The following is a 19,405-nucleotide window of genomic DNA, read 5'->3' as shown; positions in this document are numbered from 1 at the left end:
GGGCATTACCCCGCCGCTGATCCTCAACTACAGCGCCTCCACGGTGCCGATTTTGCAGATGGCATTTTCCAGCCCTACCTTGTCTGAATCGCGGATTCGCGACTTGGTACAGAACAGTATCCGTCTGCCCCTAACCTCGGTCCCTGGCATCGCGCTACCAACGCCGATGGGCGGCAAACAGCGGCAGATCACCCTCGACCTCGACCCGCAAGCGCTGGCAGCCAAAGGCTTGTCGGCACAGGACGTGGGCAATGCATTGGCTGCACAAAACCAAATCATTCCGGTGGGTACCGCAAAGTTTGGCAGCACCGAATACACCGTGTTGCTCAACAACAGCCCACAGGCCATCGACGAGCTTAACGAGCTGCCAATCAAGACCGTTAATGGCGCGCTGATCACCATCGGCCAAGTGGCCCACGTACGTGACGGCTCACCGCCGCAGACCAATATCGTTCGGGTTGACGGCCGACGAGCGGTACTGATGCCAGCGTTGAAGAACGGCAGTATTTCTACGCTGTCCATCGTCGACGGCATCCGCAACATGCTGCCGCTGATCAATGAAACCCTGCCACCCGACCTGAAAACATCGCTTCTCAGTGACGCATCGGTGTTTGTTAAACAGTCGGTCAGCAGCGTGGCCCGTGAAGGCATCATCGCTGCCTTACTGACCAGCGTGATGATTTTGCTGTTCCTCGGCAGTTGGCGCTCGACGCTGATTATTATGGCGTCGATTCCGCTGGCCGTGCTGTCGGCGATTGCCCTGCTGGCGGTCAGCGGGCAAACCCTGAACGTGATGACCCTCGGCGGCCTGGCCCTGGCGGTGGGGATTCTGGTGGATGACGCAACCGTCACCATCGAGAACATCAACTGGCACCTTGAGCAAGGCAAGGCGGTTAAGAAGGCGATTCTCGACGGTGCGAAACAAATCGTCGGCCCGGCGTTTGTCTCGCTGCTGTGTATCTGCATCGTGTTCGTACCGATGTTCATGCTTCAGGGCATCGCCGGGTTTCTGTTTCGACCAATGGCGCTGGCAGTGATCTTCGCCATGGCCAGTTCGTTTTTGCTGTCGCGCACCCTGGTGCCAACCCTGGCGATGTTTTTGCTCAAGCCCCACGTGGTCGAAACTGGTCCGGGCCATCATCCGGAAGACGGGTTCATCAATCACCACGAAGGTGACCAGCACAGACCTCCACGGCACTTTTTGCTGCAAGGGCTGTTGAATTTCCAACAAGGATTTGAGCGCGGCTTCTCGGCAATTCGTGATGTGTATCACGGCTTGCTGGGCCTGGCGTTGAAGCACCGCAAGCCGTTTTTATTCGGCTTTCTTGCGTGCGTACTGGCCAGCTTTGCCTTGTTACCGAGTCTGGGTCAGGACTTCTTTCCGGCCACCGACGCTGGCGCCCTCTCGCTGCATGTGCGCCTGCCGCTGGGCACACGGATTGAGGAAAGTGCTGCCGCCTTCGACCGCATCGAACAGCGTATCCGCGAAATCATTCCGGCTGATCAAGTGGATACGGTGGTCGACAACATCGGCATCGCCCTAAGCGGCATCGACATGGCCTACAGCAGCAGCGGCACCGTCGGACCGCAAGACGGCGACATTTCGGTGTCGTTGAAGCCCGGCCATGCGCCCACTGCTGACTATGTCAAACGCTTGCGTGAAGTGCTGCCAGAGAGCTTCCCCGGCAGTCACTTCGCCTTTATGCCCGCCGACATCACCAGCCAGATCCTTAACTTCGGGGCCCCTGCACCCATGGACGTCAAAGTGTCCGGCCCTAACGCCGAGGCTAACCGTGCCTATGCGATTGAGCTGCAGCGGCGACTGGAGCACGTACCGGGCATCGCTGATTTACGCCTCCAGCAGTCCGCCGGCTACCCGTCGTTACAAGTCAACGTCGACAGGCTGCGGGCCAAACAATTGGGCATCACGGAGCATGACGTCACCACCAGTCTCGGCGCGTCGCTGGCCGGCACCTCGCAAGTGGCGCCGACCTACTGGCTTAACCCGAAAAACGGCGTGTCGTATTCAGTGGTTGGCGCAACGCCGCAATACCGGCTCGACAGCTTGCCAACCTTGGAAGCATTACCGATTACCGGTAGCAATGGTCAGTCGCAAATACTCGGTGGCTTGGCAACCATCAAGCGCGTAGAAAGCCCGGCGGTGGTGACTCACTACAACATTCAGCCGACGCTGGATATCTTCGCCAGCATTCAGGGCCGTGACCTCGGCGGCGTGGCCAAAGACGTGCAGAAAGTCATCGACGGTGCAGCGAACCTGCGGCCTAAAGGCGCAACGGTCAGCCTGCATGGGCAAATCGACGCCCTGCATGAAGCCTTCAACGGCCTGAGCCTTGGGCTGCTGGGCGCGGTGGTGCTGATCTACTTGCTGATCGTGGTCAACTTCCAGTCCTGGGTCGATCCGTTCGTAATCATCACCGGGCTGCCAGCGGCACTCGCCGGCATTGTCTGGATGCTATTCCTGAGCAATACGTCACTGTCGGTCCCGGCGCTCACCGGGGCCATCCTCTGTATGGGCGTGGCAACCGCCAACTCGATTCTAGTGGTGAGTTTCTGTCGAGAACGTCTGGCGGTACACGGCGATGCCTTCCTTGCCGCGCTGGAAGCCGGATACACGCGCTTTCGTCCGGTGTGCATGACTGCGCTGGCGATGATCATCGGCATGCTGCCTTTGGCATTGTCCGAAGAACAGAATGCGCCCCTCGGTCGGGCCGTAATCGGCGGCCTGATTTTGGCCACTACCGCCACCCTGCTGTTCGTACCGGTGGTTTTCAGCCTGGTACACCGTCGCTCAACCCCTCGTGCTGTTGTTGGAGAATTGCCCCATGTCGTCTGAACACACCCCTTCACGCAAACGCCTGATGCTGGTGGGTATCGGTGGGCTGACCCTGGCAGCGCTGCTGGTCGCCAACGGCCTAGCCGCCCGCACCCGCCATGAAAAATCCGTGGTCAGTTGGACTAACGCCCAAGCCATGCCGGTGGTTAACTTGTTCCAGCCGACGCAAAACGCCGAAGGTGACACGTTGCATTTGCCTGCGCACTTGGAGGCGTGGAGCAAAGCGCCGATCAATGCCCGGGTCAGCGGTTATTTGAAAGACTGGAAAACCGACATCGGCGCCCAAGTCCAGGCCGGACAAGTACTGGCGGAAATCGACAGCCCGGAACTGGATCAACAAATGGCCCAGACCCACGCGCACCTGGCGCAACAACAAGCCAATGCGCGCCTGGCGCAAACCACCGCCACCCGCTGGCAGAATCTGCTGGCGACGCATTCAGTATCGCGCCAGGAGGTGGACGAGAAAATCTCCAACGCCGCCGCAGCCAAAGCTGACATGCAAGCCGCTGCCGCCGATAAAGCACGGCTGTCGGACCTTGAAGCGTACAAAACCATTCGTGCACCGTTCGCTGGAACCATTACCGCGCGCAACACCGACATTGGTCAGTTGATCAAGGCCGACACCGCCGGCGACGTCGCGCTGTTCAATATCGCGGATACCCGGCGCTTGCGTCTGTACGTGCCGATTCCCCAAAACTACGCCAGCGTTATTCATCCTGGCATGCAGGTTGAGCTGACGGTGCCGGAACATCCCGGAGAGCATTTCAGTGCGCGCTTGCTGGGCGACTCCACCGCTGTCGATCCGCGTTCCGGCACGCTTCTGGCGCAATTTGTGGCGGACAATCCAGACGGTGCATTGCTGCCTGGGGACTACGCCGAGGCCACTATCAAAGTCGCCGCCGACACTCATGGCGTGAGCATTCCCGCCAGTGCATTGATCTTCCGGGCTCAAGGCACGCAGGTCGCGGTGCTGGACAGCGCCAACCATGTGCACCTGCGTGACATTCATATCGGTCTGGATTTGGGCGACCGTCTGGTCATCGATCAGGGCCTGACCGCTGCCGATCACGTGGTGGATAACCCGCCGGACTCCCTGCGCGAAAACGATCCTGTGCAATTGGCTCAAGCAGGAGTTGCCCATGCGCCCAAGGCTTGATCGCAGCGTCCGTTTGTTGACGTTGGCAGTGGCGTTGGGGTTGACCTTGCAGGGCTGCTCATTGGCGCCGACCTATAAAACTCCGCCGATTAAATTGCCCGATCATTATCGCGAGCAGACTAGCGACGGCCCGTGGCACACGGCACAACCGGCGGACCAAGTGGAGCCGCAGTGGTGGCAGGTCTATAACGACCCGCGCCTGAACGACTTGCAGCAGCAGTTGCTCAAGGCCAACCCGGACCTGGCAGCAGCCCTTGCGCATTTCGACGGCGCGCAGGCGTTTGCCAGTCAATTACATGCTGGGTTATTTCCACAGATCAGCGCCAGCGCGCAGCCCATGCGCCAACGTCAGTCGGACAATCGGCCGTTACGTGGTGACACTCAACCTGCGGTCTATAACAGCAACACCATAGGCTTTAGCTTGAGTTTCGACCCAGACTTCTGGGGCCGGATTCGTAATCAAGTCGCGGCCGGTGATGCTCAGGCTGTCGCCTCCGCCGATGACTTGGCGGTAGCGCGGCTGAGCCTGCAACGCCAACTAGCGACGCTGTACGTACAACTGCGTGGTCTCGACGCACAGAGCACTATTCTTGGCCATTCGCTGGACGATTACGGCCAGGCGCTGCAATTGACCCGCGACCGTTATCAGGGCCAGATCGCCTCAGAACTCGACCTGACCCGCGCCCAAAGCCAATTGGCTGAAGCCCAGGCAGACCTCGACGATGTCCGCGCGCAACGCAACCTCAGCGAACATGCGATTGCCGAACTGGTCGGCGTGCTGCCTAGCAACTTCCGGGTGGCAAATGAGCCACAACCGCTGGTGTTGCCGCCTACCCCCGAGACCCTGCCAAGCACCTTATTGCAACGGCGTCCGGATGTGGCTGCCGCCGAGCGTCGGGTGTTCGCCGCTAACGCGAATATCGGTGTCGCCCGCGCCGCGTGGTACCCGGACTTCAGCCTGACCGGGTTGCTCGGTGGGCAGACCCAAGGCAGCGGTAACCTGTTGTCTGCTGCCAACCGCTATTGGGCGTTGGGTCCGCTGATCAACCTGCCGATTTTCGACGGTGGACGCCGCAGCGCCAATGATCGTCAAGCCAAGGCCGAGTTCGAAGAAGCCTCGGCGCACTACCGCAGCCAAGTGCTACGAGCCGTGCGTGAAGTCGAAGACAACCTCGGTCAGTTACGCGATTTGCAGCAGGAAGCCGTTGATGAGCAAGCGGCGGTGGATGCGGCGCAAAGTGCCGAACACATCGCCACCGACAGCTATCAAGCCGGTGCGGTGAATTACCTCAACGTAGTGACCGCGCAGACGACTGCCTTGCAGGCACAGCGACGCTTGCAGGCGCTAGACACCAACCGTTTGTTGGCCAATGTTGGGTTGATGACTGCGCTGGGGGGTGGTTGGAAGACCGAGTGATTTGGCCCGGGACTGATGTGTCCGGTCTGACGCCTTCGCGAACAAGTTCGCTCCTACAGTTGGATTGTATTCCCCCTGTGGGAACGAATTTATTCGCGAAGAGGCCCAAACATACACGGACGTTTCACGCAGTAAACCCAAACAGCACCTGAGGCGCGTCCACCAACAGGGCGTGTTCGACTTCCGCCGAACACCCCAATTGCCTCAGTTGCTCAACCGCGGTTGTATAGTTCATCTGGCTTTCAAACTGGGTGTGCGGCCAGTCGCTGCCCCATACCAAACGCTTTTTACCGAACGCTTGAATCAGCAATGGCATGGCTTCTCGGGCGAAGGTCATGTTCTGTTCACTGTCGCCGCCCAACCGGTAAATACCGGAAACCTTCAGCCACACCCGCCCGCTTAATCCCAGCTCCAGCAACTGCGCGAACGCCGGTTGTTCAATACCCAACAACGCATCGGGACGGCCGAAATGGTCGATAACGATCTTGCAGTCATAGGCCATCAGTGCACTGATCAACGTGGGTAAATCTTCCACGTCACGGTGCAGTTCGACGTGCCAGCCCAAGGTTGCAACCTGCGTCAGCAAACGCTTCCATTTAGCATCGCCAAGGTCTGGCAACGCCTGCCCCATGAGGTTCAAGCGAATGCCAACGATGCCCTGCACTGCCATGTCCTCCAACGTCTCGCGGCTGATGTCGGGGTCGACAACTGCCACACCGCGCAGGTGTTTAGGCGCTTGCTGCAAGGCCGCCAACAGGTAGTGATTATCCGTGCCGAGAAAACTTGGCTGCACCAACACGCCATGGCTCAGCCCGTTTGCACGTAGATGCGTCAAGTACTGGTCCAGCGTGGCGTCATAATCCGGGCTGTAGCGACGCGCCGACGTCAGTGCCAGCGAGCGACTGAAGACGTGCGCGTGGGCGTCGATACCGAGGATTGGGGTTGAGCTTTCGGACACACGATTATCAGGCATGGAACTCATCTAGAAATTGAGCGCGGCTTAAGTCGCCGCGCTTTTAAAGGACAGAATCAAGCACGGGCGGCTTCAGGTTTATTCAGGGTCGCCTCGGTCGCTGCAGCCGTTGCTTCCAACGACCGACCACGGGTTTCCGGCAGCAACATCGCGGCAATCACCGCTACACCGTAAGCAATCCCGGCGTCGATACCAATCGCCGAGCCCAGCGACATCGACTCGCTCATGTGGCCCACCATGAACGGGAACACTGACGACACCACGCGACCGAAGTTGTAGCAAAACCCTACACCCGCGCCGCGGACATCCGCGGGGTACAACTCGTTGAACAGTGCACCCAGGCTCGCCGAAATGCCGGCCGCGAAGAAGCCCAGCGGAAACCCGAGGAACAGCATCTGCGTGTTGGTCAGCGGCAAGAACAGGTAAGCCTGTACCGTCACTACACAGCACAACGCAAACAGAATGATGTTTTTACGACGGCCAATTTTGTCGATCAACAAACCGCTGACCACGCATCCACACCAGAACGCCACGATGATCACCGCCAGGTACCCGCCCGAGCTGAGCACCGACAAATTGCGCTCAGTTTTCAGAAAGGTCGGCAGCCAGGTCATGACCGCGTGGTAACCGCCATGGGCGCCGAGGCCCAGCAACCCACCGAGCAAGGTCACCCGAAGCAATTGCGGACGAAAAATCCCGGCCATGGATTTGAAAAAACTCAGGGGTTTGGTCTGTTCTTTTTGCTGACGCTGAAAGCTGTCCGGCTCCTCAACGTTGCGACGCACCCAGATGATCGACAGCGCAGGCAGCAGACCCACCAGGAACATCACACGCCATGCCATGGCCTCCGGCACAAACGAATAGATCAGCGCAAACGTACCGACGGCCACGCCCCAACCCACCGCCCAAGCACTTTGTACGGTGCCCATGACTTTGCCGCGGTATTTAGGCTGGATGGTTTCCGCCATCAGCACCGCGCCCGCCGCCCATTCGCCACCGATACCAAAGCCTTGCAGCGCCTTGACGATCAGCAGTTGATTGAAGCCGGTGACGAAGGCCGAGAGGCAGGTGAATATCGAAAACCACAGGATCATCCACTGCAGGGTACGCACCCGGCCGTAGCGATCGGAGAGTGTGCCGCCGATCCAGCCGCCCAGCGCCGAGGTGATAAGGGTTACGCCGCTGATCAAACCTGCATCCCCTTTGGACAAGGCAAACGCGGCGATCAGCGCCGGGATCGCCAGGCCAAACATCTGCACTTCCAAGGCGTCCAGCGACCATCCGCCGAAGCAGGCCCAGAAGGTTTTGCGTTCCCGAGAGGTGATTTCGCGATACCACTTAAACATGATTCTTGTCCTTATTAGGGTGTGCGTGCGGCAGTCGAATTCGGTGCTGTCAGCGACGGTTTACGGAGGGTTCAGCGGATTTCGACGCTGTAGCGGAAATGACTGGCATGCCCCCGCGAGCGGCGCCATTCCAGGGGTTGGCCGGCGTAGTTACGCGCCAATCTCTCAATGACTACAACCGGGCTGTTGACTGGAATTTGCAGCAGTCGGGCATGAACTTCGCTGACTAAATCGGCGGTCAGGGTTTCCTCGGCATAGGCGATAACCTGGCCGCAAAATTCTTCGTAGATGGGGTACAGCAACGGCCCTTGCTGATCGAGATCGAGGTCCAGCAACGCCTGAAATTGAATTCGCGGCAGCCAGATTTCTTCGGCCAAGACCGGCTGTGCATCGAGTAAACGCACGCGCATCAAGCGAATCACCGGCGACTCTGGTGCCAGGCTTAACGCTTGGGCAACAGCCGATGGCGCCGTCATGGGTTCTATGGAAAGGATCCGGCTTTCAGGGACCTGACGCTCACCGGCGGCAGTTTGAAAGCGGAAAAATCGAAACAGCGAAGACTGAAATTGTGGGCGGCGAATGAAGGTGCCACGCCCTTGTTGGCGCTCAAGAATGTTGTCTTTGACCAGCATGTCGATGGCTTTGCGTACCGTGCCGGTGGACAGGCAGTATTCGGCGGACAACACCGCCTCGGTAGGTATCGCCTCCCCCGGCCGCCAACGGTTATTGGCAATCTGCTGCGCCAATTGATCACGCAGGCGCTGGTATAGAGGCAAACGGACGTCACTGGAGAGTTGATTCATTTTTATAGTTATCTAGTCATATAGATGAATATTGAAGCCAGTATTCTCCTGTAACAAAGTCTCGTCAAGTGGGTTATCAGGTGCACCGCATTCCTCAAGACGTGGGACCGAATTCATTCGGGAAGCGGTCGACGCGGTCTGCCTGATGGACCGTGCCGTTGCCATTCCCGAATGAATTCGGTCCCACAGGGTTTGCGAATGACTACCTCACCATGGAATGACGCGCTTCAACCTTTTTTCCCGTCACCCCGGCGATGTGCTCCACCACGTACTGCGCATCCCGCGCTACGCCGGAGAAGCGGCCAGAGCCCCAGGTGTATAACCATGGCAGGCCAAGGAAATACAACCCGGGCTGTGCGGTGACGCCGCGTTCATGTCCGGGATGACCACGACCGTTAAACACCGGCGCTTCGACCCATGTGAAGTCTGGCGTGAAACCAATGCACCAAATAATGCTGGTGATGCCCTCTGCGTGCAGGTCTAACCCGTTGCGTTCTTGCTCAGGGCTCCAGACCGGGGCATAACGCTCGCCGACCGGGGCCTCGATGGCGTTCTTTTCGATATAGCTGTCGATGGAGCTATTGATCCGGTTATACACCGCATCGGCGCTGTCCAGGCTGGTAGCCAAGTTGTCGGAGAACTGCAATCGACTGCCCTCTAGCCCCTCCATCCGCCCAAACAATTGCATGCCTTCGCTGGCAAATTTGCGCAGGTCAATGTCACGTCCGCCGTCGCGGCCGGTGACGTAATGGTTGGTGTTGTCGCGCACGCCTTCACGCAGCGGATGGGTATCCACGCCGATGTCGTAGTAGCCCATTTCTGCCAGCCAATCGACGACATCTTTACCGCGATAAAAACGTGCGCAGCGCGGTGCATCACCGACTGCCAGATAGACCTGGCGCCCGGCGAGGTGCAAATCTTCGGCGATCTGCGCACCCGATTGCCCCGAACCCACCACCAGCACATTACCCGCTGGCAACGCCTGCGGATTGCGGTATTGCTCGGAGTGAATCTGTTGAATGTCCGTCGGCAACCGCTCGGCTAAACGCGGAATAATGGGCGTGTGATAACCACCGGAGGCAACGATGACTTGATCGGCGCTGAACTCGCCCTGGGACGTATGCACCTCATAACCGCCACTGGCTCGAGGCACTACGCGCTGCACAGTGACGTTCTCCAAAGCAGGTGCTTTGACCGACTGCACGAACCCGCTCAAGTACAGGTTGATCTCATCCTTCTTCATGAAACCGTGGGGATCTGCCCCCCTGAATTCGTCGCTGTAGGTGTAACCCGGCAGCGCACATTGCCAGTTGGGTGTCACCAGGCTGAACGCATCCCAACGGTTGTTGCGCCAGGTGTGAGTCAGGCCGTGTTTTTCCAGTAGCAAATGGTCGATGCCCTGCTGTTGCAAGTAATAGCTGGCAGACAACCCGGCTTGGCCACCGCCGACGACAATCACGTGGTGATGGGGAGGTTTGACTGAAGTGAGGTGGACCATGAGGGTTCTCCGCTGCTGAGACGCGATAAAATTAAAAGGAATAAACAGGTGAGTCAGAACGAACTCCAGCCCGCGCCGGTAACCCGGCCGCCGCCTTCGGTGCGCATGCTGAGCACTTCAACCTGCCCGGTGTCGTAATGCAGTGCATCGAGCACGCTGGCCTGGCCTTTGAGTGAACTCAAGGTGTCCATCGCCGAGCTGCAATAGAAGCCTTTGACTTGCTTGACCCGCTCCGACGCCTCGTTCAAAGCGCGATCAAGGCGCTTCAAAAAGTCCGGCAGCGGGTAGCTGGCACCTTCCTGCAAATGCTCATAAATAATCGTCGACGGCGAGTAACCGGCGGCTTCCTTGCCATTGGGCCAGCGGACTCTGAAATTAACGGCGGGCATATCAATGCTCCTGTTGATTGAGTTTTAAAGGGGACAGGTCGTGATTGGGGTAACTGAAGCCGGTGAACGCCTGCTCGCGCAGGTTCCAGAAGGTGCTGCGCTGTTCACCCGCTTGCACGTCCAGCGAACCGCTGGCGTTGACGTGGCCGATACGCTCGCAGCGCAAGCCTTCAAAGGCGAAGGCGGCCTGGACGTGAGGCCAGTCGCTTTCATCCAGGGTCATGAGAAAGCCGTAGCTGGGGAATACTTGCAGCCAGCGGCTGAAGTCGGCGCCTTCAGGGCAAGGCAATGCGTTGAGGTCGATGGTTGCGCCGCAGCCGGTGGTTTCCAGCAGCATCAACAAACTGCCCAACACCCCGGCGTTGCTGATGTCTTTGGCAGCGTGCAACAGCTCGGCTTCTGCCAAGCGCGGCAACACTTCTAGTTTGCTGCGCAGGCGCTCGGCGGGTACGCCTTCGAAAGCTTTCCAGTAGGTGCTGTCGGCATGCCAGTCGCCTTCAAGGTCCACGGCCATGGCCAGTACCTGACCGGGTGCGACATGCAAGGTCGACAGCAATTTATGCGCGATGCCGGTAATCGCCACCGCCAACGCAGTCGGGTTACCGGTGGCGAGGCTGGTGTGACCGCCGGCCAGCAGCAACCCGTAAGCGTCACAGGCCGCACGGATACCGGCCAGCAGCTGTTTTGCAGCGTCTTGTTCGTGATGCCAATAGGCGTTGACCACGGCTGTTGCGCGGCCGCCCATGGCGGTGATGTCGCTGACGTTGGCCATGACCGCCGACCAACCGGCAAACCATGGCGCCGCCTGAACGAAGCCCGGCAACATGCCTTCAATGGCCAACAACTGGAAATGATCGCCGCAGGCAATCGCCGCGGTGTCATCACCGGGTAACGCATAAAGCTGCTCACGAGTAAGGCTGCGAGTAGCGTCACGCATCGCCTCGGCGGGCTGCTGAATCGCCTGCTTGGATAACATGGCCGGGGTGGTGCGCAAGCTGTCGAGCAGCGCCGACAAATCGAGAGTGTCAGTCATGGCGAGCCACCTTCAGCGGACGCAACGACACTTGGCGCGGCATCAATGGGTAGCTCGACAGGTCCGCCTGCATCAAACAATGCGGCTGGTCGAGCAGTTGCAGATGCTCAAGGGTTTGCCAATGCAGGCCATGGAAATACAGCTCATTAGGCGCCTGGACCGTGGCTCGAAACACCTCACAGCCCAGCTCTTTGGCCCGTGACACCGCTTCGTTGACCAGCGCCTTGCCGATCATGCTGTGGCGCCGATACGCTTGCGCTACACACAACCGACCACCAAACCAAAGGCCCGGCTGCGGCTGATAAATACGCACGGCGCCGACCACCTGATCGGCCATTCCGCAACTGCCGGCCAAGGCAACGATGGCAATCGCCTGGAAGTCGTGGCCGTCTTTGTCTTGCGCCAGCAGTTGCTGCTCATCAGAGAACACCGAACGACGCAGGGCGAAATAGGCCTGTTTTTCCCAGGTTTCCGTCGCAGGTTTAATCAGCAGCTCGCCCGCACGAAACGGCTCAAAGGTGCTGTCGACCAAAGCAAAGGCGAGGTTCTGCATAAGATGATGCTCCTCTCAAATAACGCATAACCGACTGATTTAAACTATTAATTTGTAGGAGCGCGCTTGCCCGCGATGGCCCGCGAAGCGGTCCCAACTGTCCAACCCAGCTCCAACTGGAAGAACCGAGCTGCCCGGTTTTACGACTGCTGCGGTCGAGCGCGACCCCAGAGCGATCGCGGGCAAGCGCGCTCCTACAATTGCCATATGTTTATTACTCGTAGCTTTTCAGTGCCGAGCACGCGCCGCATTTGGCGCAACCGGCGTTGATCTGGTCGGAATGCAAGCCGTAGCGGCGTAAGCTGGCGCCGATCTGCGGGTACAGTCGCGCCATCATCGCGCTGTCGGGTTTGGGGTGATTGGCCAAGGGCGTGCCGTCGATGGGCACAAATGGCACCACGAACGGGTACACGCCCAGGGCACAAAGACGCTCGCTCATCTCGGTAATTGCCGCTTCGCTGTCGCCCAGGCCCGCGAGGATGTAGGTGCTGACTTGCCCGCGACCAAACACCTCTACCGCTGCGCTAAACGCTTCGAAATAACGGCTCAGCGGCACTTCGGCTTTGCCCGGCATGATCCGCTGACGTACTTCGTCGGTGACCGCTTCCAGGTGCATGCCCAACGAAACTACGCCGCTGTCGGCGAGCCGCTGAAACCAGCGATCATCGTCCGGTGGTTCACATTGCGCCTGAATGGGCAGGTCAACCGCAGCAGTGACCGCGGCTGCGGATTCACACAAAATCGCGGCGCCACGGTCGGCGGTTTGCGGGGTGCCGGTGGTCATCACCATGTGCTTGACGCCGTCCAACTCAACCGCCGCCTTGGCGACTTCAGCCAGTTGCTGCGGGCGTTTACGGGCGATGGTTTTGCCCGCTGCCAGTGATTGGCCGATGGCGCAAAACTGGCACGAGGTGCCGCGATCATTGAAGCGAATGCAGTGCTGCAACACCGTGGTGGCAAGTACGTCGCTGCTGTGCAACGTGGCAATTTTCCAGTACGGGATGCCGTCAGCGGTGCTTAGTCCGTAGAATTTCGGCACACCGGGCATTTGCACCAGGCCGACCTGCAAGCCTTCACGAAAGATCAGTGCCTGGCTGCCGTCCGCGGTGGGTTGCGCCTGGTACGGCGAATCTTGTGAGGCTTGGTTGAGGATCGGCACCATCATGGTCCGGCTGCCGAAACTCAGCGCCTTGTGGTCCGAGGGCCCTGCCCCGCCTTGTCGCGACAAACCATTTTGCGCAGCCGGCCAACGTACGCCGTGGCATTGCAGTTCAGCCAGTAATTCATTGGTTTGCATGATCAAGCTCCTCGGTAGAAGCGACGGCGAGGTGATGGGCGCCGCGTTCATGCACATGGGCGGTGGGCGTGCGGTCGATCAACAGGCTGAGCAGCTCTGGACGGCTGTAATGGCCGACGGAATCCATCATCCGTTTGCGCTTGTCGATCAACCCCATGTCCAGGTCGGCGATCACAACGCCTTCACCGGAACGCAGCGGGTCGCCGAGCAATTTGCCTTCCGGGGTAACGATCGCGGTAAAGCAGCCCCCCGAGATCGGGCCGATGCCGCAGCCGGTGTCCTGCATGATCTGGCCTTGTTGATCGGCATCTAGCCATGCTGTGGCATTGACCACGAAGCAACCGGACTCCAACGCGTGATGGCGAATCGTGACCTCGATTTGATCGGCAAAAATATCGCCCACCAGCGACCCGGGGAACATCGCGGCATGAATCTGTTCGCCGTCGGCCATCAAGGCGTAACGGGCCAAAGGGTTGTAATGCTCCCAGCAAGCCAGCGAGCCGATGCGCCCTACCGCGCTGTCGATGGCACGCAGACCGGAGCCGTCGCCTTGGCCCCAGACCATCCGTTCGTGATAAGTCGGGGTGATTTTGCGCCGGTGTTGAATCAGGCTGCCGTCGGTATCGAACAGCAGTTGCGCGTTGTAGATCGTGCCGCCATCGCGCTCATTGACGCCGATAGACACCACCATCCCCGCTTGCTTGCAGGCTTCGCCAATGGCCAAGGTGGCAGCCGACGGCACGCTGACCGATTGCTCCAACAACTTCAGGTGTTCCTTGCCCATCGCAAAAGGCGGCTGAACGAAGGAGAAATAGGGGTAGTAAGGCACCACCGTTTCCGGGAAAACCGCAAACTGCACGCCTTGCTGACCGAGGGCGATTATCTGCTGGCAGACCTTGTCCACGGTCCCTTCGCGGCTATAAAGCACTGGGCTGATCTGGACGGCGGCAGCTTTGATGATGGCCATGATGGGTCCTGATTGAGTTGAGCGAAATTCTGTAGGAGCTGCCAAAGGCTGCGATCGACCGCGAAGCGGTTGCGGCGGTCGATCATGAGCAGGCCGTTCAGGCTTATCGCAGACTTCGGCAGCGCCTACAGGGTCCGGTTGGTTGCCGGATGAAGCCGTACTTACGCAGTCCAGGTATCGATGATCATTGCGCCTTCACGGCGCATCAGCAGGCGAAGGTCCATCACGTCCAGTGGGTTGATCGGACGGATGCCTTCGATCAGCGCTTTTTCGGTTTGGCCGTACAAGGCCTGCAAGGCAAAGCGGCAGGCATAGACTTTGCCGCCCTCCTCCATGAACTGGATGAGTTGTTTGTTGACGGCCAGGTGGCCGGGGAACGCTTCAGCGCCAAGGGTCGGGAACCCACGTTGCACGCCGAGTTGCACGCCAGGTCCATAAAGCAGGATTGTGGTTTCAAAACCCTTGCGCAGCAGACGTTTGGCCTGAAGCATGTTGACCAAACCAATGGAACCTTCAAAAGCGATGGTGTGGAAGGTAATCAGGACTTTTTCGCCGGGCTCGGCTTTGACGTCTTCGAAGACTTTTTCTTCGTAATCGACCAGAAAGTCACCGTCTTTGTAATGAGGAATATCCACGGTTGGCATGTCGTCGCTCTCCAGTTTCTTCGGCTTTTAGCGGCGGCCTGAGTTGGCTGCCGGGTTGCAAGACATAGAGCGAACGTCGTGCCAGAAAATAAAAATAATTTCTTATCCGTTTAACTGTTTGATTTAGTTAATAAAGATAATATTTTCCGGCTTTTTATCGACTATCTGATGCTATCGGCGGATCACGCATTCACGTAGAACTACGATTATTCGTAGCGACAAATCACGAGATTTCGTACCAATGACCACTGAGACAGACTCTTTGAGCAACTGGACCGACCTGGCGTATTCGTCACGGCACATGGTGTTCGAGCATTGCGCCGAAGCCATCGCCCTGCTCAATCCATATGCCGACCGCTTCGGCGATCTGAACGTCGCCGCGTGCAAACTGCTGGGTTATCCGCGTCAGGAGTTATTAACGCTGCCGGTGAGCAAACTGTTCGGTCATCAACTGGCTGACCTGATCGTGTTTACCCAAGCGGTACTGGACAAAGGTCAGGGCTGGACTGAGGAGCTGAGCTGCAATTGCAAAACTGGCGAGCGTATCGAGCTGGAAATCTCAGCCACCACCCTGCAAATCAGGGGCGAACAGCAATTGATTCTGGTGCTGCGCGAATTAAGTCAACAGAAGTACCACCGCGACCAGGCTCATACCGAACGCACCATGCGCGGCGGGCTGATTGAGTGGCGCAACATCCTTAATCTGTTTCAAGAGTCTGAGCGCGACAATCAATTGCTGCTCAGCTCGGTAGGCGACGGTATCTACAGCATCAACAGTGACGGGCTGGCGACCTTCGTCAACCCGGCGGGCGCCCGTATGCTCGGCTGGGAACCACAAGACATGATTGGCAAGAACATCCACCGCATTCATCACCACAGCCATGCCGACGGCAGTCATTACCCGGTGGAGGACTGCCCGATCTACAAAGCGGTGCGTGACGGTGTGGTTCACGAAGGCCGCCAGGAAGTATTTTGGCGCCGTGATGGCAGTGTTTTTCCGGTGGAATTCACCAGTACTCCAGTGATTTCCGACGGTCGTATCGCTGGCGCCGTGGTGGTGTTTCGCGATATCACCGAACGGCGTAACACCGAGAATCAGCTGCAAAGCGCCCTCGCAGAACTCAATATCCTCAAGCAACGCCTGGAAGAGCAAAACGCCTACTTGCAGGAAGAAATCCACATCGAACATAACTTCCGCGAGATCGTCGGCCAAAGCGACCCGATTCTTAAGATCATCAAGCAGATCGATGTGGTCGCGCCTACCGATGCCAGTGTGTTGATCAATGGCGAGTCCGGCACCGGTAAAGAGCTGATCGCCCGCGCCATCCACCAAGCCAGCCGTCGCAGCGCCAGCCCGTTGATCCGGGTCAACTGCGCGGCGATTCCGACGGAGCTGTTTGAAAGCGAGTTCTTCGGCCACATCCGTGGCGCGTTCACTGGAGCGGTTCGGGATCGGGTCGGACGCTTCGAACTGGCCGATGGCGGCACGTTGTTTCTCGATGAGATCGGCGAAATCCCGCTGGAGCTGCAAAGCAAACTGCTGCGGGTGTTGCAGGAAGGCCAGTTCGAACGGGTCGGCGAGGAGCGTACACGCAAAGTCGATGTGCGGATTATTGCCGCGACCAACCGCGACTTGCGCCAGGAAGTCACGGCCAAGCGCTTTCGTGAAGACCTGTATTTCCGCCTGAACGTGTTCCCGATCCAGTCCCCGGCCCTGCGCGACCGGCCCATGGATATTCCGCAACTGGCGGCACACTTCCTCAAGCAAACCAGCCAGCGCCTGAACATGCCCGGCCGCCGCCTGCGCAACAGTGATATCGAGCGCCTGCAGCACTATTCGTGGCCGGGCAACATCCGCGAACTGCAAAACGTGATCGAACGCGCACTGATCACCTCCCATGGTGCTGACCTGAACATGGACCTGCCGGATGAGCCGAAAAGGAGCCAGAGCGTTATCCCGCCGCTCTCGCCTTCCTCCATAATGACCGACGCGCAACTGCGTGACCTGGAGCGCAGCAACATGCAGGCCGCGCTCAAAGCGAGCAATGGCAAATTATTCGGCAAAGGCGGTGCGGCTGAACTGCTGGGGATAAAACCGACGACATTGGCGTCAAGGTTGAAGCGGTTGGATATTGAATTGGAGGGTGGTGCGTGACTTTTTAAGCAGTTCAACCTGTGGGACCGAATTCATTCGGGAAGCGGTCGACGCGGCATGCCTGATGGACCGTGCCGTTGCCATTCCCGAATGAATTCGGTCCCATAGAATCGATATATTCCGGTTTTATTCTTTTGCGCAATATTAGCTATCAGCCTCACGCCCCTTCTTACTTCAAGGCAGAACCATTAGCCTGCGTGCTATCCAATCTGCGACACCCTTCACCGAGATTTTTCATGAGTACCATGACCCAAACCAGCCACGCCCCCACCATGACTCGTGGCATGGTGACGCTGTTCGCGTTTTGCTGTGGCGCTATCGTTGGCAACCTTTATTACGCCCAACCGATCATTGAACTGATTGCGCCAGACATCGGGCTGTCCAGCACCATGGCCAGCATGATCGTGTCATTGACCCAGATCGGTTACGCCATTGGCTTATTCTTCCTGGTGCCATTGGGCGATCTGTTGGAAAACCGCCGCCTAATGATCATGACCGCGCTGCTGTCGATAGTCAGCCTGCTGGGCGCAGCGTTCAGCCAACAGCCGAATGTGTTCCTGCTGGCCTCACTGCTGGTAGGTTTCAGTTCAGTATCCGTGCAAATTCTGATTCCGCTGGCCGCTAACCTTGCACCCGAGCAAACCCGCGGTCGAGTGGTCGGCAGCATCATGGGTGGGCTGTTGCTGGGTATTCTGCTGGCACGGCCGCTGTCCAGCCTGATCGCCGACCACTTCGGCTGGCGCGCAGTGTTTGGTACCGCCGCCGTCGTGATGGTGATCATCAGTGTGGTGCTCGCCACCACCATGCCGAAACGCCAGCCCAGCCACAGCGCTTCTTACGGACAATTGATCGGTTCATTGTGGACGTTGCTGAGCACCCAGCCGGTACTGCGTCAACGCGCGCTGTATCAAGGCTTGATGTTCGCGACGTTCAGCTTGTTCTGGACCGCCGTGCCATTGGAGCTGGCGCGCAACCACGGTCTGTCGCAAACCCAGATTGCTATATTCGCGTTGGTCGGTGCCATTGGCGCGATTGCCGCTCCCGTGAGCGGTCGTCTGGCTGACGCCGGTCATACACACATTTCCAGCTTGGGGGCATTGATTCTTGCTGCGCTGAGCTTCTTGCCCGCACTTATCCATCCCGCCTACAGCGTGATTGGCCTGGCGGTGACCGGCGTGGTACTGGACTTCTGCGTGCAAATGAACATGGTGCTCGGCCAACGTGCTGTCTACGCTCTGGATGCCAGCAGCCGCAGCCGTCTGAATGCGCTGTACATGACCAGCATCTTCATCGGCGGTGCATTCGGTTCAGCGATCGCCAGTGTCCTGTATGACCGGGGTGGCTGGTTGTGGATCGTGTTCGCCGGCAGCGCACTGCCCTTGACCGCACTGATCAGTTTTCTGCTAAACGCTGCAAGTGAGAGACGTGTCGAGGTCAGCACCCGCTGATCGGTGAGCACATTGTGAATGCGCTGCTCCCGAAACTCCTTTTTGCCGCTCGTCGAAGCGATTTTTTATACATCCGTTTGAATAGATTTACAAAATTTACAAGGTCAACCAGGTTGATGTTTCGCCAGTATTTGTAGGATGATTCCGGAGGGACACGCACCGTCCCGCTACATCGCAGGGACCATGCTATGGAGATTGCCGAACTCGATGCTTTCAAAGCGATAGTAGATTACGGGAGCGTTACCCAGGCCGCCGCCAGGCTCAATCGCGCTCAGTCGAGCATTTCTTTTCGGATAAAGACCCTGGAAAGCCGGCTCGGTATCAAACTATTCGAACGCTCCGGTCGCAGCATCATCATGACCGCTCAAGGCCGAGACCTGTATGTGTATGCGACCCAGATTCTTGAGCTAGTAGCCCGCGCCAAAGCCAGTCTGGGAAAAGTAAAAGCACTTAACCATGTGCGCTTGGGTGTTATCGAAAACCTCACCTTGACCCGCCCCGGCCTCATGCAAAAGATTGTCAGCAACCCCCAGGGACTGGACGTAGACATCAGTATTGGTCATACCCAATCACTCCTGAATGACCTGGAAAGCGGCAGGCTTGATGCCGTTATTGTCGGAGCCGGTTTTTCACCGGCACGCTTTCACCGGGTGACATTGTTCAAAGACCCGATGGTGCTCATCTACAGCGAAAAACAGGGCCTCATAGAAAACCTCAACGCTTTCAACGGTCAAGTATTTCTGGTTAACAGCCGCCTGAGTGCCTCGCAGAGAAACCTTGATGAGTTGTTTTTGGCAGGGGAAATATCCCCCGCCAGAATTGTTGAGTGCGGCTCTTATCCGCTGCTGTTTTCCAACGTTGCCAGCGACCTC

At 58.3% G+C, this 19,405-nt stretch carries 16 protein-coding genes; 6 read left to right on the top strand and 10 right to left on the bottom strand.

What is annotated here, in order from left to right; all coding sequences use genetic code 11:
• The 3 genes from M0974_RS25525 to M0974_RS25515 all read left to right on the top strand — a co-directional run.
• A partial coding sequence (locus tag M0974_RS25525; RefSeq protein WP_297843623.1) for an efflux RND transporter permease subunit occupies positions 1–2,854 on the top strand: 2,854 nt, incomplete at its 5' end.
• A complete protein-coding gene (locus M0974_RS25520; RefSeq protein ID WP_297843621.1) occupies positions 2,844–4,010 on the top strand; it encodes an efflux RND transporter periplasmic adaptor subunit in 1,167 nt (388 codons plus the stop codon). The genes M0974_RS25525 and M0974_RS25520, both read left to right, overlap by 11 nt.
• Complete coding sequence (locus M0974_RS25515) at positions 3,994–5,427, top strand: efflux transporter outer membrane subunit (RefSeq protein WP_297843616.1); 1,434 nt, start codon at positions 3,994–3,996, stop codon at positions 5,425–5,427. Before M0974_RS25520 ends, M0974_RS25515 begins: the two co-directional genes overlap by 17 nt.
• Before the next feature lie 124 nt (positions 5,428–5,551).
• Here the strand turns inward: M0974_RS25515 and M0974_RS25510 are convergent, their stop codons facing one another.
• From M0974_RS25510 to M0974_RS25465, 10 genes are all read right to left on the bottom strand, one after another.
• Complete coding sequence (locus M0974_RS25510; protein WP_297843614.1) at positions 5,552–6,400, bottom strand: amidohydrolase; 849 nt, start codon at positions 6,398–6,400, stop codon at positions 5,552–5,554.
• 56 nt (positions 6,401–6,456) lie between these two features.
• Positions 6,457–7,746: an MFS transporter gene (locus tag M0974_RS25505; protein WP_297843611.1), complete on the bottom strand. Its 1,290-nt coding sequence runs from the start codon at positions 7,744–7,746 to the stop codon at positions 6,457–6,459.
• Between the two features lie 71 nt (positions 7,747–7,817).
• A complete protein-coding gene (locus M0974_RS25500; protein WP_297843609.1) occupies positions 7,818–8,549 on the bottom strand; it encodes a GntR family transcriptional regulator in 732 nt (243 codons plus the stop codon).
• A gap of 202 nt (positions 8,550–8,751) precedes the next feature.
• On the bottom strand, positions 8,752–10,047 hold the full coding sequence (locus tag M0974_RS25495) for an MSMEG_0569 family flavin-dependent oxidoreductase (RefSeq protein WP_297843606.1): 1,296 nt from the start codon (positions 10,045–10,047) through the stop codon (positions 8,752–8,754).
• A 53-nt stretch (positions 10,048–10,100) separates the two neighbouring features.
• Entirely contained in the window at positions 10,101–10,436 is a 336-nt protein-coding gene (locus tag M0974_RS25490; RefSeq protein ID WP_297843603.1) for an MSMEG_0570 family nitrogen starvation response protein, read from the bottom strand.
• Position 10,437: 1 nt separating this feature from the next.
• Positions 10,438–11,469 (bottom strand): sll0787 family AIR synthase-like protein, encoded by a 1,032-nt coding sequence (locus M0974_RS25485; protein WP_297843600.1) that lies wholly within the window; start codon positions 11,467–11,469, stop codon positions 10,438–10,440.
• Complete coding sequence (locus M0974_RS25480; protein WP_297843597.1) at positions 11,462–12,022, bottom strand: MSMEG_0567/Sll0786 family nitrogen starvation N-acetyltransferase; 561 nt, start codon at positions 12,020–12,022, stop codon at positions 11,462–11,464. The genes M0974_RS25485 and M0974_RS25480 overlap by 8 nt, the downstream gene beginning before the upstream one ends.
• Positions 12,023–12,236: 214 nt before the next feature.
• Positions 12,237–13,319: an MSMEG_0568 family radical SAM protein gene (locus tag M0974_RS25475; RefSeq protein WP_297843595.1), complete on the bottom strand. Its 1,083-nt coding sequence runs from the start codon at positions 13,317–13,319 to the stop codon at positions 12,237–12,239.
• On the bottom strand, positions 13,306–14,286 hold the full coding sequence (locus tag M0974_RS25470) for a Nit6803 family nitrilase (protein ID WP_297843592.1): 981 nt from the start codon (positions 14,284–14,286) through the stop codon (positions 13,306–13,308). Before M0974_RS25470 ends, M0974_RS25475 begins: the two co-directional genes overlap by 14 nt.
• A gap of 161 nt (positions 14,287–14,447) precedes the next feature.
• Positions 14,448–14,930, bottom strand: coding sequence for an MSMEG_0572/Sll0783 family nitrogen starvation response protein (locus M0974_RS25465; RefSeq protein WP_297843590.1), 483 nt, complete (start codon positions 14,928–14,930; stop codon positions 14,448–14,450).
• Positions 14,931–15,171: 241 nt separating this feature from the next.
• On the opposite strand from M0974_RS25465, the gene M0974_RS25460 reads away from it, so the two are divergent.
• From M0974_RS25460 to M0974_RS25450, 3 genes are all read left to right on the top strand, one after another.
• A complete protein-coding gene (locus M0974_RS25460; RefSeq protein ID WP_297843587.1) occupies positions 15,172–17,085 on the top strand; it encodes a sigma 54-interacting transcriptional regulator in 1,914 nt (637 codons plus the stop codon).
• A gap of 236 nt (positions 17,086–17,321) precedes the next feature.
• A complete protein-coding gene (locus tag M0974_RS25455; protein WP_297843584.1) occupies positions 17,322–18,533 on the top strand; it encodes an MFS transporter in 1,212 nt (403 codons plus the stop codon).
• A 188-nt stretch (positions 18,534–18,721) separates the two neighbouring features.
• On the top strand, positions 18,722–19,405 hold a 684-nt coding region (locus tag M0974_RS25450; protein ID WP_297843581.1), incomplete at its 3' end, for a LysR family transcriptional regulator.

The organism is Pseudomonas sp. (assembly GCF_026224925.1).
In the GTDB taxonomy this organism is placed as follows: domain Bacteria; phylum Pseudomonadota; class Gammaproteobacteria; order Pseudomonadales; family Pseudomonadaceae; genus Aquipseudomonas.
Note: the sequence above shows the minus strand (reverse complement) of the source record. Positions and strands in the feature narration are given on the sequence as shown.

Excerpts from the sequence above, each read along its gene's own strand:
- M0974_RS25520 (WP_297843621.1), top strand. The coding sequence starts at position 2,844 with ATGTCGTCTGAACACACCCCTTCACGCAAACGCCTGATGCTGGTGGGT.
- M0974_RS25515 (WP_297843616.1), top strand. The coding sequence starts at position 3,994 with ATGCGCCCAAGGCTTGATCGCAGCGTCCGTTTGTTGACGTTGGCAGTG.
- M0974_RS25510 (WP_297843614.1), bottom strand. The coding sequence starts at position 6,400 with ATGCCTGATAATCGTGTGTCCGAAAGCTCAACCCCAATCCTCGGTATC.
- M0974_RS25505 (WP_297843611.1), bottom strand. The coding sequence starts at position 7,746 with ATGTTTAAGTGGTATCGCGAAATCACCTCTCGGGAACGCAAAACCTTC.
- M0974_RS25500 (WP_297843609.1), bottom strand. The coding sequence starts at position 8,549 with ATGAATCAACTCTCCAGTGACGTCCGTTTGCCTCTATACCAGCGCCTG.
- M0974_RS25495 (WP_297843606.1), bottom strand. The coding sequence starts at position 10,047 with ATGGTCCACCTCACTTCAGTCAAACCTCCCCATCACCACGTGATTGTC.
- M0974_RS25490 (WP_297843603.1), bottom strand. The coding sequence starts at position 10,436 with ATGCCCGCCGTTAATTTCAGAGTCCGCTGGCCCAATGGCAAGGAAGCC.
- M0974_RS25485 (WP_297843600.1), bottom strand. The coding sequence starts at position 11,469 with ATGACTGACACTCTCGATTTGTCGGCGCTGCTCGACAGCTTGCGCACC.
- M0974_RS25480 (WP_297843597.1), bottom strand. The coding sequence starts at position 12,022 with ATGCAGAACCTCGCCTTTGCTTTGGTCGACAGCACCTTTGAGCCGTTT.
- M0974_RS25475 (WP_297843595.1), bottom strand. The coding sequence starts at position 13,319 with ATGCAAACCAATGAATTACTGGCTGAACTGCAATGCCACGGCGTACGT.
- M0974_RS25470 (WP_297843592.1), bottom strand. The coding sequence starts at position 14,286 with ATGGCCATCATCAAAGCTGCCGCCGTCCAGATCAGCCCAGTGCTTTAT.
- M0974_RS25465 (WP_297843590.1), bottom strand. The coding sequence starts at position 14,930 with ATGCCAACCGTGGATATTCCTCATTACAAAGACGGTGACTTTCTGGTC.
- M0974_RS25460 (WP_297843587.1), top strand. The coding sequence starts at position 15,172 with ATGACCACTGAGACAGACTCTTTGAGCAACTGGACCGACCTGGCGTAT.
- M0974_RS25455 (WP_297843584.1), top strand. The coding sequence starts at position 17,322 with ATGAGTACCATGACCCAAACCAGCCACGCCCCCACCATGACTCGTGGC.